This is a genomic window from Streptomyces sp. NBC_00690, from assembly GCF_036226685.1.
GTDB lineage: Bacteria > Actinomycetota > Actinomycetes > Streptomycetales > Streptomycetaceae > Streptomyces.
Genome location: NZ_CP109010.1, coordinates 250,570 through 266,412, shown reverse-complemented (window position 1 = coordinate 266,412; position 15,843 = coordinate 250,570). Strand labels below are relative to the sequence as shown.

7 protein-coding genes and 1 pseudogene are annotated in these 15,843 nt (G+C 65.0%); 3 read left to right on the top strand and 5 right to left on the bottom strand.

What is annotated here, in order from left to right; genetic code table 11:
- Positions 1-72: 72 nt before the first annotated feature.
- From OID54_RS38685 to OID54_RS38670, 4 genes and pseudogenes are all read right to left on the bottom strand, one after another.
- Entirely contained in the window at positions 73-420 is a 348-nt protein-coding gene (locus OID54_RS38685; RefSeq protein ID WP_329028321.1) for a hypothetical protein, read from the bottom strand.
- Between the two features lie 18 nt (positions 421-438).
- Positions 439-894, bottom strand: a pseudogene (locus tag OID54_RS38680) (NUDIX hydrolase); the annotation flags it as partial.
- A 209-nt stretch (positions 895-1,103) separates the two neighbouring features.
- Positions 1,104-1,577, bottom strand: a complete 474-nt coding sequence (locus tag OID54_RS38675; RefSeq protein ID WP_329028318.1) for a Haze protective factor 1 — start codon at positions 1,575-1,577, stop codon at positions 1,104-1,106.
- A 272-nt stretch (positions 1,578-1,849) separates the two neighbouring features.
- Positions 1,850-2,164: a hypothetical protein gene (locus OID54_RS38670; RefSeq protein ID WP_329028317.1), complete on the bottom strand. Its 315-nt coding sequence runs from the start codon at positions 2,162-2,164 to the stop codon at positions 1,850-1,852.
- Positions 2,165-2,708: 544 nt separating this feature from the next.
- Here OID54_RS38670 and OID54_RS38665 point away from each other — a divergent pair.
- The 3 genes from OID54_RS38665 to OID54_RS38655 all read left to right on the top strand — a co-directional run bounded on the left by OID54_RS38665 (position 2,709) and on the right by OID54_RS38655 (position 14,445).
- Positions 2,709-7,049: a LamG-like jellyroll fold domain-containing protein gene (locus OID54_RS38665; RefSeq protein ID WP_329028315.1), complete on the top strand. Its 4,341-nt coding sequence runs from the start codon at positions 2,709-2,711 to the stop codon at positions 7,047-7,049.
- A gap of 131 nt (positions 7,050-7,180) precedes the next feature.
- Entirely contained in the window at positions 7,181-14,074 is a 6,894-nt protein-coding gene (locus tag OID54_RS38660) for a polymorphic toxin-type HINT domain-containing protein (protein WP_329028313.1), read from the top strand.
- A 2-nt stretch (positions 14,075-14,076) separates the two neighbouring features.
- A complete protein-coding gene (locus tag OID54_RS38655; protein ID WP_329028310.1) occupies positions 14,077-14,445 on the top strand; it encodes a DUF6188 family protein in 369 nt (122 codons plus the stop codon).
- A 506-nt stretch (positions 14,446-14,951) separates the two neighbouring features.
- Here the strand turns inward: OID54_RS38655 and OID54_RS38650 are convergent.
- On the bottom strand, positions 14,952-15,788 hold the full coding sequence (locus tag OID54_RS38650) for a transposase family protein (protein ID WP_329028309.1): 837 nt from the start codon (positions 15,786-15,788) through the stop codon (positions 14,952-14,954).
- Positions 15,789-15,843: the final 55 nt, after the last annotated feature.

The following is a 15,843-nucleotide window of genomic DNA, read 5'->3' as shown; positions in this document are numbered from 1 at the left end:
CCGCAACCTGGCGCCGCCAACCGCGACTCAATGTCCGTTGAGGGGAGACGCACCGCAGTGCGCACCGGCACCCTACCGGTGCCGCACCACGCTCTTCTGCCGCTCCGTCAACTCAGCCGAAAGCCGATCCCTCCGTACGCGGCCACAGGTGGGGGCGAGCTTCGGGGCATGCCGCGCACCGGACTCCCGCAGGGCGCGGGAGACTGCGGCGAGAGCGGCCCCGGTCCGTTCGGCGCGAGGTGGTGGCCCCGGGCGCAGCGGCCCGGCACCGGCGCTGAACTTGGCCTGCTCAATCGGACCTGGCACATCGTCCGCGACAACGCCGGGCTCGCGAAACACCCGCCACGACAACTCCCGCATCGACCTCACCTCCTGCCAGACCACTACCCCGACCCCCGCGAGGGCCAGGAAGGACGACATGGTCTCGGTCTCCTTTCGTCAGCGGGGGGATACGGGACCGCTCGGTTTCTGCTGCCGGGGCGCATGCATGGCAGCAGAAATCGCAGGGGGAATGATGACCGGTGGGTCTTGTGGCCCGCCGGGCCATAGCCAAAGCGTGCCGGGGGGCGCCATGCCGTGCAGGTAGGCGAGGAGCGGCTCGGCGCGCCGGCGGGAGGGGTGCGCGGCCACGCGGGCTACCGCCTCGACGAAGGGGACCCATGCGGCCTCTTGGACCAGTTTGTCGGGGTCCTGGGGGTGCAGCGTCCCCTGCACGCTTCCCGCGAGGAAGGTGAAAACGCTCCACGTGCCATCCCAGGCCGGATCGCCGGTGACCACGTGCTGTGAGACGCAGACCAGCCTCGTCGGCCCTGTCAGCGCCAGGCCGGTTTCCTCGTAGACCTCCCGGGCGACGGCATCGTGCGCCAGCTCCTCCGCCTCAGCCACGCCGCCGGGGAAAACCCCACTGCTCCTTCTCTCCGGGCAGACGTTCGCGCACCATCAGCAGGCAGCCGTTATGTTCGATTATGGCCGACATAATGGCTTTTGGCGCCTTTGACACCGAACTCCCCTTCTCTCGAACGACCCCCGCAGGCGGGGCGGACCACCAGAGCGCCCGACGTACCCGGCACTGGTCGGAACGACCCCCGCGCGGGCGGGGCGGACTAACGGTCCGTGAGGGTGAAGCCGAAGTGGTACTTCTCCAACCCGTCGATCGGGAAGACGACTCCCATCAACTCCCGAAAACGCGCCTCGGCCGTATCGCCTCCAGCGCGCCACACCCGCAGGGTGTACTGACTGTCCGGTCGGAGTCGGAACTCCAGCACTGCCCCGTCGATATTGCACAGGATCTGCTCACCGGTGCCGGTTACCCATCGCCACTCACCGAGAAGCTCAAACTCCGGTCCAGGTGTGAGCGGGGTCGGGGAAACGTCGATGGCCACCGACGCGTCGTGAGTCTGAGCATTGCTGAAGATCAACGCGATGCCCTGGCCCACCTGGACCGGGGTCGTCCCGTCCACGGGCAACTCAGCCCAGAACGGGCGCTCCTCCCCCGGTCTCCGCATTTCATCCAGCCCGAAAATCGACCGGTCGATCGGCACTACACCTGTCACCCGTACTGCTTCCTCACCCGTCATACGAAGCAGCCTAGGCACACGTGGACGCAGCCTGGGTTGTCTTCCTCCCCGGATGGCGCGGGAACGGTGTGCCCTGTGGCTCATACCCCACCCGCCCCACATCTGACAGTCGAGGCCAGCCAAGTCCGCGATTCCCTCTGGAGAGCGTCGGTGAGTGAACACACAGCAACGGGCTCGCCGTCCCGTAGAACCGGCTCGCCGCCATCGAGCGCGAGACCGCAGGCCGGCCGGGGACTCATCGAACGATGCGCATACCCGGCAGTGGAGACGCCTCAACGCCTTCCGCGGTGAGGACTTCTCGCGCCAAACTGCCGGGCGCGTACCCACCCGGTGTCGGTGGACAATGCCTCTCTCGTCCACCGATCCAGGTCGGTGTCCTGGGACATCTCGCTGAAGACCTCATCGATCATCTGCGGCAAGGGCAACACATCACGACTGAGCTGCCCCTCCTCGACCAGTCGCCCAGCGAGGCGGAAGGCATCATCGAAGCCCAAGGCGATCTCGTCCGGCGGCACATCGTATTCGTCCAGCCAAGCCGCCTGATCCGAAGCAGGCGCCGCGACCACGACAACCGCCTCGATCAGCATGCAACGACGCGCTGAGAGAATAGGGCTCTTTACGCAGTCATCGTGCCACGACTCCGCTCGAGCCGAGCGAACAGCCTGTCATCTTGCTGAGCGCGTTCGTCCGTATTGCGCTGAGCCCACACTCTCAAGTGCGCTGACGGCACACAACGAACAGGACTCCACCGAGTTCTCGACTCCCTGGCCGAGGCGTCGCAGGCCCGAAGGACGGAGAGTTTCCACGTTGGCGGTGGACGTCTTCCGCGGCATGTCCAGCGACGGGCTCACCGACAGTGTCCAGTCGCTGAGGAGCAACCTCGCCAGGGACAAGAGCGGGAGTTCCTCACCTTCCTCCTGGACGTCGTCGAGCTGCTGCGCTCGCTCCAGCCCGTAGCCGACCCCCTCGAGGTTAGGTGACAGCGGATTCTGTTGTGTGGGCTGAACTGGCAGGAGGAGCTGGCTTTCGCTTGTGATGCGGAAGTTAACGTTCTGCGCCGGGAAATGGTTTCAAACGCCGCTAAGGGATGGCCTTCATCACTGGTGTCGTTTGACTGCCTGTTTGTGTTTTGTGTGGGTTGTCGGTTTCCCTCCCTCTGGACGCTGCGTGACCGCACCTTTACTGTCCATTGAATCTTGTTTGGTTCTTCACGTTAACTTCACTGCTGGGCTAAATGGTGGGGGATGTGTCGTTCTGGTGAGTGGTAGATGGGGTGCCCGCGCGGCGGGATCGTTGGTGTCAGGTGCGGTGCTGGTCGGGCTGCTCACGCCGACCGGGGTGCAGGCGCTTCCTCAGAAGGCTCCTCCTCCTGCTGCTGCGGGCGAGGCGCCGTCGCCACTCGCACGAACTGAGAGTGAGTCACTCGCGCTGGCGCGGAGTTCGGGTGAACCTGTTGAGGTTGTCTCGCTGCGCAGTGAGACCAGTGAGGTGTTCGCGACCCCCGAGGGCAATTTCGAGGCGCGGCAGTATCTGCGCCCGGTGCGGACGCGAGTGGCTGGTGAGTGGAAGCCTGTTGACACCGCTTTGGTGAGGGACAGTGCTGGTGTGGTGGCTCCGAAGGCGGTGACGATCGGTCTGGAGTTCTCGGGTGGTGGATCGGCGCCGTTGGTGCGGATGGTCAAGGCGGGCCGCGAACTCACGTTGAGCTGGCCGACAAGTCTGCCGCTTCCTGTGTTGCAGGGAGACACAGCGACCTACCCGGAAGTGCTGCCCGGGGTTGATCTGAGGTTGGGTGCGAAGGCAGACGGGTTCACTCAGTTGTTGGTAGTGAAGTCCGCCGCCGCAGCGGCGAACCCGGCGTTGAACGAGGTGCGGATGAGCCTCGACGCCCAGGGCATGACAGTTCGTGAGCAGCCGGAGGGTGGGTTGGAGGCTGTCGACGACGGTGCAGGGGGCGCGGTGTTCGAGGCGCCTCGTCCGGTGATGTGGGATTCCCGTAGGGAGTCTGGTGCGGCTGCCCGGAAGGGTGGTGCGTCTGTTGCCCGGAAGGGCGGGGCTGATGGTGGTGAACCGGGGGCGGGTGAGTCAGGGGGGTTGGCTCCTGTGGGGGTTGAGATTCCTGCGGATCAGAGTGCTCTGGTGCTGCAGCCGGATGCCGCGCTTCTGCGTGGCGCTGAAACGGTGTATCCGGTGTTCATCGACCCGCAGTTCCATGCTCCGAAGGCGAACGCGTGGACGATGGCCTCGGAGTACTGGGCCAATTCGCCGCAGTGGCAGTTCAACGGGGAAGCGGACGCGGGGCTCGGGTACTGCGACTGGGCCGAATGTATGCGATATGACACCAAGCGGTTGTTCTACCAGTTCGACACGACCAGGTTCTGGGGCAAGTCGATCCTGAGCGCTGAGTTCGCTGTGCGTAACACTCACTCTGCCTCGTGCAGTGCCCGGGGCGTGGAGTTGTGGAAGACCAAGGCGATCGACAAGGACACGCACTGGAACGAACAGGAGCAGTCGGGGTTCTGGATCGATCATCTGCGGACGTCGTCGTTCGCCTACGGGTTCACCGGGTGTGCGGCGCGGGATGCCGAGTTCGATGTGAAGACGGCGGTGCAGCAGTCCGCGACCGCGAAGAACCCGAAGATGACGTTCGGTCTGCGGGCGTCCAGCGAGAGTGACAAGTACGGGTGGAAGCGGTTCTCCGAGGACGCCTTCCTGCGCGTGTTGTACAACCGTCCGCCTCCGCAGGTGAAGATGTCGCAGTTGTCGATGGAGTACGGCGGTGTGTGCAAGAAGCCAGCGGATGCTCCTCGATCTCGGTCGCTGGGATTGATCCACGCCGACAGGGTCACCGATCCGGACGGTGACACAGTCGCCGTGGAGTTTCGCGCGATCTGGGATGGCGGAAGGTGGCCGGCGCTACCGCAAGAAGGTGTACGAACGTCAGTCAAAGCCTCAGGCTCTGACTTTCACATGAGCCTGCCTTCGTCCCTACCGCAGAATAAGCAGATTGGGTGGGAGGCACGGGTCTGGGACGGTGGGCAGTACTCGCCGTGGTCGTCGGCAGGTGATCCGACGATGTGCTACTTCAGCTACGACGCGACCGTTCCGAAGTCGCCCGCGCTGTCCTCTCTCGACTTCCCGGCCTCCGATCCCGAGAACCCGGAAGATCCCTGGCATGACGGCACCGGCAGGTATGGCGTCTTTGAGATGGATGCCAACGACAGCCAGGTGACCAAGTACTGGTACGGCATCAACACCGATCCCACCTCGGACAACACGGTCACCACCACGGCCGGCGCCGCGAAGACCATCACGTTCCTGCCGCCCAAGCCCGGGCTGAACACCCTGTACGTGAAGTCTTTCGACGCTGCGGGGAACGTGTCTGCGCCGACCAGCTACCGGTTCCGGGTCAAAGCGGGGCAACCAGAGCGAGCAACCTGGTCCCTCGATGAGGAAACCGGGACACAGGCCGCCGGCACAGCACCTGCGCGGACCGCCGTCTTGCACGGCGGGGCGACACCAGGGGTGTCCGGCGCGCTCGGCACAGCGGTCCGGTTCGACGGCGTGAACGACTACGCCCGAACCGACACTCCCACCGTGGCGACCGACACGGGCTTCTCCGTCTCGGCCTGGGCCAAGCTGTCCTCGGTGCCGGGCACGTCCGCCGTCGTCGTCGCGCAGCCCGGTAACCACAATCCCGGCTTCCAGCTCTACTACTCCGGCACCTACGACCGGTGGGCCTTCGTCCAGTACCGGGCGGATGATCCGAACGCGACCACGGCCATGGCGATGCAGGCCCAAGCCGGCGGGGTGAGCGCCAATGAGTGGGTGCACCTGGTGGGGACGCATAGTGCGACGGACGACGAGCTGAAACTGTATGTGGACGGTGTCCTGGCAGGTACGACGGCCTATGACTCGCCGTGGGATGCCCGCCGCGGGTTGCAGATCGGGGCCGGTTCTCACAACGGCGATCCGCGATCGTTCTTCCCCGGGGCGATCGACGAGGTCCAGATCTTCGACAAGGCCCTCTCCCAGGGAGAGGTGACACGGTTGAAGGGAAAGGACTCGCTGATTTCCGGGCGGCCGGCCCGGGCGGTCTTCTCCATGGACGAAGCCGCGGACAAGATCGAGCTCAACGGTGTCCCAGAAGTCTTGCCCGCCGAGTTCCGCGGCGGTGTCACCAAGGGAGCCACGGGTGTGGTCGGCCAAGCCCTGGAACTGAACGGAACCACCGGCTATGCCACCACCGAGCGGCCCATGCTCAACAACCAGCGCAGCTACACCGTCGCCGCCTGGGCCCGCTTGCCCAAGACGAAACCCGACCACGCCGCGGTGGTGACCATGCAGGGCGGTGTCCACAAACCCGGGTTCGAGCTCTACTACTCGCACACCTTCGACCGGTGGGGCATCCGAGCCTTCACCACGGACGATCCTGACGCGTCCCAGGTCCAAGCCCTTCAACCCTCCGGCAGTACGGCCCGTGGCGGAGAATGGGCGCACCTGGTCGGTGTGCACGACAGTGTCACCAACGAGCTCACCTTCTACCTCAACGGCAAACGAGCCGGGTCCACCACGTTGGTCGCCGGCTGGTACGCCGGCGGTCCGGTGCAGATCGGCGCCGGGCAGTACGGCGGGCAGCCGGGATCGTTCTTCCCCGGCCGCATCGACGATGTCCGCCTCTACGACCGGCCGGTCTCCGCGGACGAGGTGCAGCAGATGTTCAAGCAGCGCCCGGTGGTCAAGGCACGCTGGAAGTTCGCGAGCTCGTCCGGCACTCCGGCCAAGACAACGGACTCCTCGTCGTTCGACCACGACATGACCCTGCACGGCGGGGCACAGGTCGGGCCGGACAAGGGCTGGGTCGACGGCGGCATCGTCCTGGACGGTGTCAACGACCACGGGATGGCCGAGATGCCCACCGATACCGGAGGGAGTTTCACGATCGCGGGCTGGGCGCAGGCCGCGGCCGAACCCACCGGGCCGGTCACCTTGCTGAGTGCCTCGGGGCTGACGAAGAACGCGTTGACCGTGCGGTACGAGCCGGGTTGGGCAGCGGTGGAGGGCCCGGGTCGATGGCGGGTGACGATCGGTGATCGTGACGGGCTTGATGTCACCTTCCGTGATGCGGCGAATGGGCAGTTCGCCGAGTCCACCGAGTGGAACCACCTGGCCGTGGTCTATGACGGGTTCGACAAACAGGTGTCCCTCTACGTGAACGGCGAGCTGGAGGGGACCAGCTGTGCCGGCGAGGACGACTGCCTCGAGCGCTCCCACGCGGAGGACGTGCTCTCCTTCACGGCTGCGGAACTCCACCTCGGACGGCAGGCGACCGGGACGTCGAGCGGCAACCAGTACTGGCCGGGTGCCATCTCCGACCTGTGGGCATTCCAAGGCGCGCTGACGGAGCCGCAGATCCGCCAGCTCGCGGTCGGCCAACCGGGTCTCCCCACGACGGTTCCCGGCAGCGGCTGATCGCACCACCTTCCGAGCGGGCCCGGCCGAGCAGGCCGGGCCCGCCCCCGAACCAGCATTGATTCCGTAGGCATTCACCCGTCGCGCGTGCTTCAAGCACCCACGGGAACAGCGGTGGAGGACACAGACTCATGACCAACGGCAGATCCCGCACGCCTTTCCGTCGGATACGCGGGCGTATCGCCCTGGCCTGCGCGACCGTCATGGTCGGCACCCTCCTCCAGGCCGTGACCCAACCCCAACCCGCGGCCGCCGCGGACAAGGGCACTGGCCGCCCTAGCCTCCCCGCCTCGGAGAAACCCATCCCCGGCACTCGGGGCAAACCTGCGGCGAAACGCACCACCGCAGGCAAACCGCCCGTACCGCTGCCAGCACCGGACCGGACCTGGCCCAAGGCGGCGACGGCACGGATAGCCCTGGCCACGACCACGGCCGGTTCGGTGAAGGCCACAGGTCTGCCCCTGGAACTCGACACCCGTGTGAAGAAGGGCGAGAAGTCCGCCACGGGGACGGTTCAGGCCGAGGTCGTCAGCCGTAAGGCCGCTCAGGGTGCTGGCGTCGACGGCGTCATGTTCACCCTCCGCGCCGAGAACACGGCATCCGAGGGCACGGTCCGCGCCCGCGTTGACTACTCCACCTTCGCCGACGCCTACGGCGGCGGCTACGCCGACCGGCTCACTCTCGTCCAACTCCCCCCGTGCGCGCTGACCACCCCGAGCCTGATCGCTTGCCGCACCCCCAAGCCTGTCGCGGCGGTGAATGACACCGAGCAGCGGACCCTCACCGCCCCCAGCCTCGAACTGGCGGCCAAGGCACCGACCGTATTCGCCGCCGTCTCCACCACTGATGGCTCCCGCGGCGACTACAAGGCCACTTCCCTGTCCGCCTCGGCGACCTGGAACACCAACCTCAACACAGGTGACTTCTCCTGGTCCTACAACATGCCGGTACCCGAGGTTCCGGGCAGTCTCCTGCCGAACGTCGGGCTGTCCTACTCGTCCGGGTCGGTCGACGGCCGCACGGCGAACACCAACAACCAGTCCAGTTGGGCGGGCGACGGGTTCAGTATGTGGCCGGGTTTCATCGAGCGCCGCTACAAGCCGTGCGCCGACGATGGAATCGAACACGCCAACGGCAAACCTGGTGACCTGTGCTGGGGCTACGACAACGCGTTCATCTCCTTCAACGGCAAAGCCGGTGAGCTTGTCCCCACGGGCGCCAACACCTGGAAGCTGCGTGATGACGACGGAACCAAGATCGACCGTCTCACCTCCGCCAACCGCGCGAACGGCGACAACGACGGCGAGTACTGGCGCCTGACCGCGCCGAACGGGACCCGCTACTACTTCGGCTACCACCGCCTGCCCGGCTGGGCCGAAGGCAAGGAAGCCACGGACTCCACCTGGACCGTCCCCGTCTTCGGTGACGACACCGACGAACCCTGCAAAGCCGTTACCTTCGCCGCCTCCCACTGCCAGCAGGCCTGGCGATGGAACCTCGACTACGTCGTCGACGTGCACAGCAACGCCATGGCGTACTACTACCACAAGGAAAGCAACTCCTACGGCCGCAACCTGGAAGCCGCCGACAACTCCCGCTACACCCGCGGCGGAGCCCTCGACCGCATCGAATACGGCCTCAAGTCCAGCTCCATGTACGGCACCAAGGCACTTGCGCGGGTCGACTTCACCAACAGCGAGCGCTGCGTGGCCACCTCATCGATGGACTGCTCCTCCATCGACACCCAGTCGGCCTACTGGTACGACACCCCCTGGGACCTGAACTGCGACATCGGAGAAACCTGCGACGAAGGCCGCCTCTCACCCTCCTTCTTCACCCGCAAACGCCTCTCCCAAGTCACCACCCAGGTTCTCGAAGGCACCGCCTACCAGAACGTCGACTCCTGGAAACTCGCCCACCACTGGGGCATGGCCGACACCGACTACCAACTGCTGCTCTCCTCTATCCAGCACACCGGCCACACCGCCACCCCTGCCATCACCCAGCCGAAGACCACCTTCGGCTACACCCAGCTCGCCAACCGACTCGACCGCGTCGGTGACGGATTCGCCCCCTTCATCAAGGCCCGACTCTCCACAGTCATCAACGAGGCCGGCGGACAACTCGACGCCAACTACACAGCCGCCGCCTGCGACGCGGACGCCCTCCCAACGCCGTCGACCAACACCACCCGCTGCTTCCCTCAATTCATCGGCGGCAGTGATACCGCTGATCCGGTCCAGCAGTGGTTCAACAAGTACACCGTGGCCTCCGTCACCGAAAGCGACCGCACCGGCGGCGGAGCACCCGACAAGGTCACCCGCTACGACTACCTCGGCGGCGCCGCCTGGCACTACGACGATGACGACGGCCTCACCAAGGACAAGCACCGCACCTGGAGCCAATGGCGCGGCTACGGCCACGTCCGGGTTCAGACCGGCGGCCAGGGCGGCGCGTCGGCCATGAAGTCACAACAGGACTCCTACTTCCTGCGCGGCATGGACGGCGACCGCCTCAACGCCACCGGCGGAACGAAGAACGTCACGATCACTTTGGGGACAGGGGAAGGTGATCCGCTCACCGACCACGAATCAGCGGCCGGCTTCGCCTACAAAACTGTCAGCTACTCCGGCCCCGGAGGTACCGTCCTCAGCAAGACGGTCAACCGACCTTGGAAGCATCAGACAGCGTCCAAAGTCCGCGACTGGGGCACCATCACCGCCAACTTCACCGGCACCAGTAACAGCAAAACCTTCATCTCCCTCGACAACGGAGCCGGCACCGACTGGCGCACCGTCTCCAAAGCGACAACCCACGACACGGCTACCGGACTCGTCACCGAGGTCCACGACCTCGGCAACCACAGCACCGCCGCAGACAACCGATGCATCCGCACCAGCTACGCCACCAACACCACGCTCAACATCCTCACTCTGCCTGCACGGGTGGAAACCGTTGCCAAGCCGTGCGACACGACCCCGGTCCGGCCCGCAGATGTCCTCTCCGACGTCCGCACCGCCTACGACAACCAGGCATACGGAGACGCCCCCACCAAGGGATTGCCCACCGCGACCTCAATGTTGAAGGAGTATGACGGCACTACGGCGGTCTACCTGGAAGCCAGTGGTACCTATGACTCCTACGGCCGTCAGGTCACCAGTACCGACCTGACGGCAACCACACGGGTAACAGCAGCCGGGGTCATCTCCCGTACGCTTCGGACCGATGGCCGCACCACCACCACTGAACGCACCCCTGCCGTCGGTATCCCCACCACCCTCGCGGTCACCACTCCGCCTGCCACAGCAGGCGACGCCTCCACATCACAGACCACCACCACGGAGCACGATCCGGTTCGAGGACTGCCGCTCACCCAGACCGACACCAACGGCAAGGTCACCAGCTTCGCCTACGACGCGCTCGGCCGCTCCACCAAGATCTGGTTCGCCGACCGCACGACCAGCCAGATCCCCCATCGAGAGTTCATCTACACTCCCGCCGGTGACGGACAGCCCAACGTCGTCGCCACCAAAACTCTGGGCAACCACGGAGTCCAACGCACCTCCTACGTCCTCTACGACGGCATGCAGCGCCCACGGCAGACCCAGGAACCCGGGCCAGGTGGCGGCACCCTCATCAGCGACACCTTCTATGACGAACGCGGTCTCGTCGCCAAGACGTTCTCCACCTACTACACCACCAGTGCACCCGGCACCCAGCTCTTCACCCCGAACAACGCGCTCAGCGTCGAGTCCCAGACCCGCTACACGTACGACGGCCTCGGTCGGCAGACCGAAGTCCGCGAGATAGCGGGCAACGGCGACGGCGGAACCGTCCTAGCCGTCTCCCAGACCATTCACGGCGGCGACCGCACGACCGTCATCCCGCCCACCGGTGGAACGGCCACGACCACCCTGGTCGATGTGAGGGGAAAGACGACTCAACTCCGTCAACATCACGAGCCGACCGCAGGTTCCACCTACGACAAGACCTCCTACACGTACCACCCCAGCGGCCAGCTCACGAAGGTCACCGACCCCGCGAACGTCAGCTGGAACTACACCTATGACCTGATGGGTCGCCAAACCGTCAACGAAGACCCCGACAAGGGCACCACGACCAACACCTACGACGACCGCGGCCAACTCCGCACCACCCACAACGACGCCACCAACATCACCCTCGCCCACCTCTACGACAACCTGGGCCGCAAGACCCAACTCCGCAAGGACTCCGCCACCGGCCCGCTCCGCGCCGAGTGGACCTACGACACCATCACGGGCGCCAAAGGACACCTGGCCGATTCCACGCGCTACGAGAACGGCAACGCCTACACCAGCAAGGTCGTCGCCTACAACCGGCTCTACCAGCCCCTGCGCACCTCGATCACCATTCCCACAGCCGAAGGCGACCTGGCCGGCACCTACGTGTCGACCATGTCCTACAACGTCTCCGGTCTCCCCCAAGGCGTCGGCTATCCGGCAGCCGGCTCTCTACCCGGGGCGGTCGTCTCCTTCACCTACGACGACCACACCCTCCGCACCACCGGAATCCACGGCAGCCAGGGCGTCGAGGGACTCACCAGCTACAGCCTCACCGGCAAACCGCTCCAGAACGAACTCTTCCGCAACGGCAAGAAGACCTGGGTCACCAACGGATACGAATGGGGCACCCAGCGCCTGTCCACCACCCGCGTGGACCGCGAAGACGTCCCCGGCGTCGACCAATCCAACACCTACCGCTACGACGACTCCGCCAACATCCTCTCCGTCACCGACGTCTCCCGCTCCGGCACCGACAACCAGTGCTTCACCTACGACTTCGCCCGCCGCATCACCCAAGCCTGGACCCAGAACACCACCACCTGCGCCGCCACCCCCAGCAGCACCGTCATCGGTGGCCCCGCCCCCTACTGGCACTCCTACACCTACCGTCCGGACGGAAACCGCGCCACCGAAACCCTCCACGACCCCACCGGCGACACCACCAAAGACCGCACCCGCACCTACGAATACCCCGCGGCCGGACAACCCCAGCCACACACCCTCACCTCCGTCACCAGCGCAGGGCCCCCGGGAACCCCGGAGGACTCATTCACCTACGTCGGCGGGAACACCGTCAGCCGAACCGTCAACGGCACCACCCAAAACCTTGAATGGGACCCCGAAGGCCACCTCGCCAAGGTGACCGAACCCGTCCCCGGCAGCGCGGCGAAGGTCACCCGATACCTCTACGACGCCGAAGGCAACCGCCTCATCGGCCGCACCCCCACCGAAACCACCCTCTACCTCGGCTCCACCGAGATCACTCTCCCCAAGACCAGTGCTGGAGCCCCGACACCGACGCCTTCCGCAACCCGCTACATCCACCTCGGCGGCGGCCACCAAGGCGTCCAGGAAGACGACGGCACCGTCTCCTTCACCCTCGCCGACCACCACGGCACCGCCCAACTCGCCACCAACGCCACAACCCAGCAACTCACCCAACGCCGCAGCCTCCCCTTCGGCGGAACCCGCGGCACCCAACCCACCACCTGGCCCGGCACCAAAGGCTTCGTCGGCGGCACCGACGACACCAAGAACACCGGCCTCACCCACCTCGGCGCCCGCGAATACGACCCAAGCGTCGGACGCTTCATCAGCGTCGACCCCATCCTCCAAGCCGACCTGCCGCAAACCCTCAACGGCTACACCTACGGAGCCCAAAACCCACTCGCCTTCAGCGATCCCAGTGGCCTCAAAATCGCCTGCGGAGCCGGTCACGACACCCCCTGCCCCGGCAACGACCCGAACGGCGACGGCGTCGTCAACCCCGGCTACCCCAACACCAACGTCCCCACGAAAAAGCCCAGCACAAAAACCCCCATCAAAGAAACACCGCCCCCTGCTATTCAAATCGGCGAATTCGTCATACCCACACCTGAGGCCATCACCAAGCTATTCACCTACAGGAAGAACCTCAGCTACGAAAGCAACGTCCAACTCTGGGCTCGAAACTATTGCAGCAATGTCGCCAAAATGGGCAAGTCTGAATTCTGCAACATAGCCAGTACTACGGGCTACTTCGGTCAAAGCACTATCGAGTTCGAAATGGACATCCTCGAAATCATCGGCGCACGAGACTACGTCGACTGCCTCACGGGAAAGGGTTCGGCAAGTTGTGGAGCCGCCGCTGCCGATGTAGCCCTCATCATTATCAGCAGAGGCCGAAGCAAGGCCGCCGAGATAGGATTCAAGGCAACAAAGATAAGAATAAAGAATAAAGGAACCAAATCCATCACCTGCCTTATTGGGCTAGGCAACAGCTTCAAAAAGGGCACGCCAGTCCTCATGGCCGATGGGTCAACGAAACCCATCGAGAAAATCAAAGCCGGCGACAAGGTCCTCGCCACAGAACCCGAAACCGGCCAGTCACTACCCAAGACAGTCGAAGCATCCCTCGTCCACAACGACGACGACCTCATCGACATCCGAGTACGCACAAGCGACGACAAGACCGCCACCATCAGCACCACCGCCCACCACCTCTTCTGGGACCAAGCAACCAACTCCTGGAAACCAGCAGGCGCCCTCACCAACCAAAGCCAACTCGCCAACCCCATGACGCTCCCCGCATCCGTTGAATCAACGCAACGACGCCCGAGCAGCATGGACATGTACGACCTCACCGTCGCCGACTTCCACACGTACTATGTGCTAGCGGGCGAGACTCCGGTACTCGTTCACAATTCGACCCCATGCCCTACCGCTATCAATCTTGGTTCGCGTCCCGCTGGCGTCGGTGACGATTGGGTGGGGCGGGGTGCTGATAACGGAAAGGGAATTGTGTGGCAGAAGCCTGGCTCGACCGGAAATGGTGACATGGTTCGCGTGATGGATCCGACCGGCAGGTATCCGAATGGCTATGTACGCTTCCACAACAGGAGTGGCCAGCCGATCGGACTCGACGGGAAACCCGGCTCGAAGGCGGATACGCATATCTCGATGAATCCTGATGGCACTTATCCACTTCCGGAGGGGTGGTAGGCATGAACCTGAACCTTCGGGGTCAAGCAGTTACCCGCGTCTGCTTCGACGCGGCACTCACGGTCCTGACCAGTGGGGATTGCGAACTGCGCGTCGAGACCGAGGCGGCTCTTCAAGTATCGTCCGGGGATCATGTGTCTTTCGATCCAGAATCCCCGGACGTTGCGTCTCCCCATCTCGTCAGACTAGTCCGTGACGTGATTGCTGAGGCTAAGGTGGGAAGAGCCGGTGATCTCGTGATCGAATTCGAAAGCGGCACGAAACTGACTGTCCTGCCGGATGAGGAGTATGAGGCTTGGGGGACCGTCGGGCCTGGGAAGCGAGTGACCTGTATGCCCGGAGGGGAGATTGCAGTGTGGAGTGGTGAGTGATATTCGGCCGTAACCGGAAAACCTGATCGCGCATCGCTCCTGTATGCAGGAGCAAATTTGTGGCCCCGTCGGGAGCGTTCCGACGGGGTCACAGAGGTGTCTGAAGGCAATAATTGACGGCAACGTCAGTGGACGGGTGCTGCACACAGCGGAGGGGCGTCGCTGCCGTCGGGCTGCGTTGGCTTCAGCGGGCTCGCGGAGGGCGTGTGCAAGAAGGTCGATGGCGTCGCGCTGGAGGCGGAGTCGGACGTGGGCGTAGACGGTTGCGGTGACGCCGATGTGTGCGTGGCCCTCAACGCCACAGACATCACCCCATGTAATCACCTGGACACGAGACTTTTTGGGGTCAGATGGCGGGCAGCAGTCCGCAAAGACAGCCGCTTCCCGCCACGCGGCTGGAGCCTGACAGACGGGGGAAGCCCGATGCCGGCCATCAGCGAGCGGGCGCCTTACGAGCTGGTGCGTGATTGCGTTTGAGACGTGGATGCCTGACCGGGGGGTTTTTGTCAGTCGGTGGTGTTGCGGTCGGAGACGAGGCCGGCGATGGCCCGGTAGGTGGCGGGCAGATTCTCCCGGCGGTGGGTCCAGCGGACCAATTGCTTCCAGCGTTTGTGATCGGCGAGGGCGTGTTCGACGGTGATGCGCTTCGAGGAGTGCCGGTGCCGGGCTCGTAGGCGGGCTTCGAGGACCTCGGGAGGGCTGATCTTGTTTCCCTTCCTCGGCGGCGTCACCGCTTGGCCGGGATGGTCGCGGCGGAGTCCGAGGTAGCCGTCGTCCAGAAGGACTTCAACGTCGGAGAAGCGCTGGAAACAGGTACCGATGCCCTCGTTGCGTGCAGCGGTCGCGTCATGCATCCGCCCTGGTCGCAGGGCGTCGGTCCAGAGCGTGCGGCCCTCATGGTCGGCGACGACGGTGGCCTTCATCGTGTTCTGCTTCTTCTTCCCCGAGACGAAGGCACGGCGTCCGCCGCGGCCGGCCGGGGGCCGACGGACCTGGACTTCGGTGGCGTCCAGCCGCAGCTCGATGCCTTCGGCCTGGGCGTATGCGAACACATCCGCCAAGGTCCGCAGCCGCAGGCCGGGCCGGTCCGGGACCGCACATCCCCGCTCGGCCAGCAGCCCTCGCATCTCGCCGATCGCACGGGTGATGGTGGAGCGATCGACGCCGAACAGCAGCCCCAACGCCGCATGCGGCAAATCGTGCCGCAGATGAATCAGCGTGGCCACGAGCCGGTCGACGAACACCAGCCGATGCCGGACACCGGCTCCTGCTTCACGTCGCCTGGCCCCGCCGCGGGCTCTGTGACGACGCCCCTCGACCACCGCCTGCCAAGGGTCGGCCAACTCCTCAACCAGGTAAGCGAGATGCCCCCGAGAGACCCCTGTTGTCGGCGTACGG

Coding starts and splice junctions, on each gene's coding strand:
- OID54_RS38655 (WP_329028310.1), top strand. CDS start 14,077: ATGAACCTGAACCTTCGGGGTCAAGCAGTTACCCGCGTCTGCTTCGAC.
- OID54_RS38685 (WP_329028321.1), bottom strand. CDS start 420: ATGTCGTCCTTCCTGGCCCTCGCGGGGGTCGGGGTAGTGGTCTGGCAG.
- OID54_RS38675 (WP_329028318.1), bottom strand. CDS start 1,577: ATGACGGGTGAGGAAGCAGTACGGGTGACAGGTGTAGTGCCGATCGAC.
- OID54_RS38670 (WP_329028317.1), bottom strand. CDS start 2,164: ATGCTGATCGAGGCGGTTGTCGTGGTCGCGGCGCCTGCTTCGGATCAG.
- OID54_RS38660 (WP_329028313.1), top strand. CDS start 7,181: ATGACCAACGGCAGATCCCGCACGCCTTTCCGTCGGATACGCGGGCGT.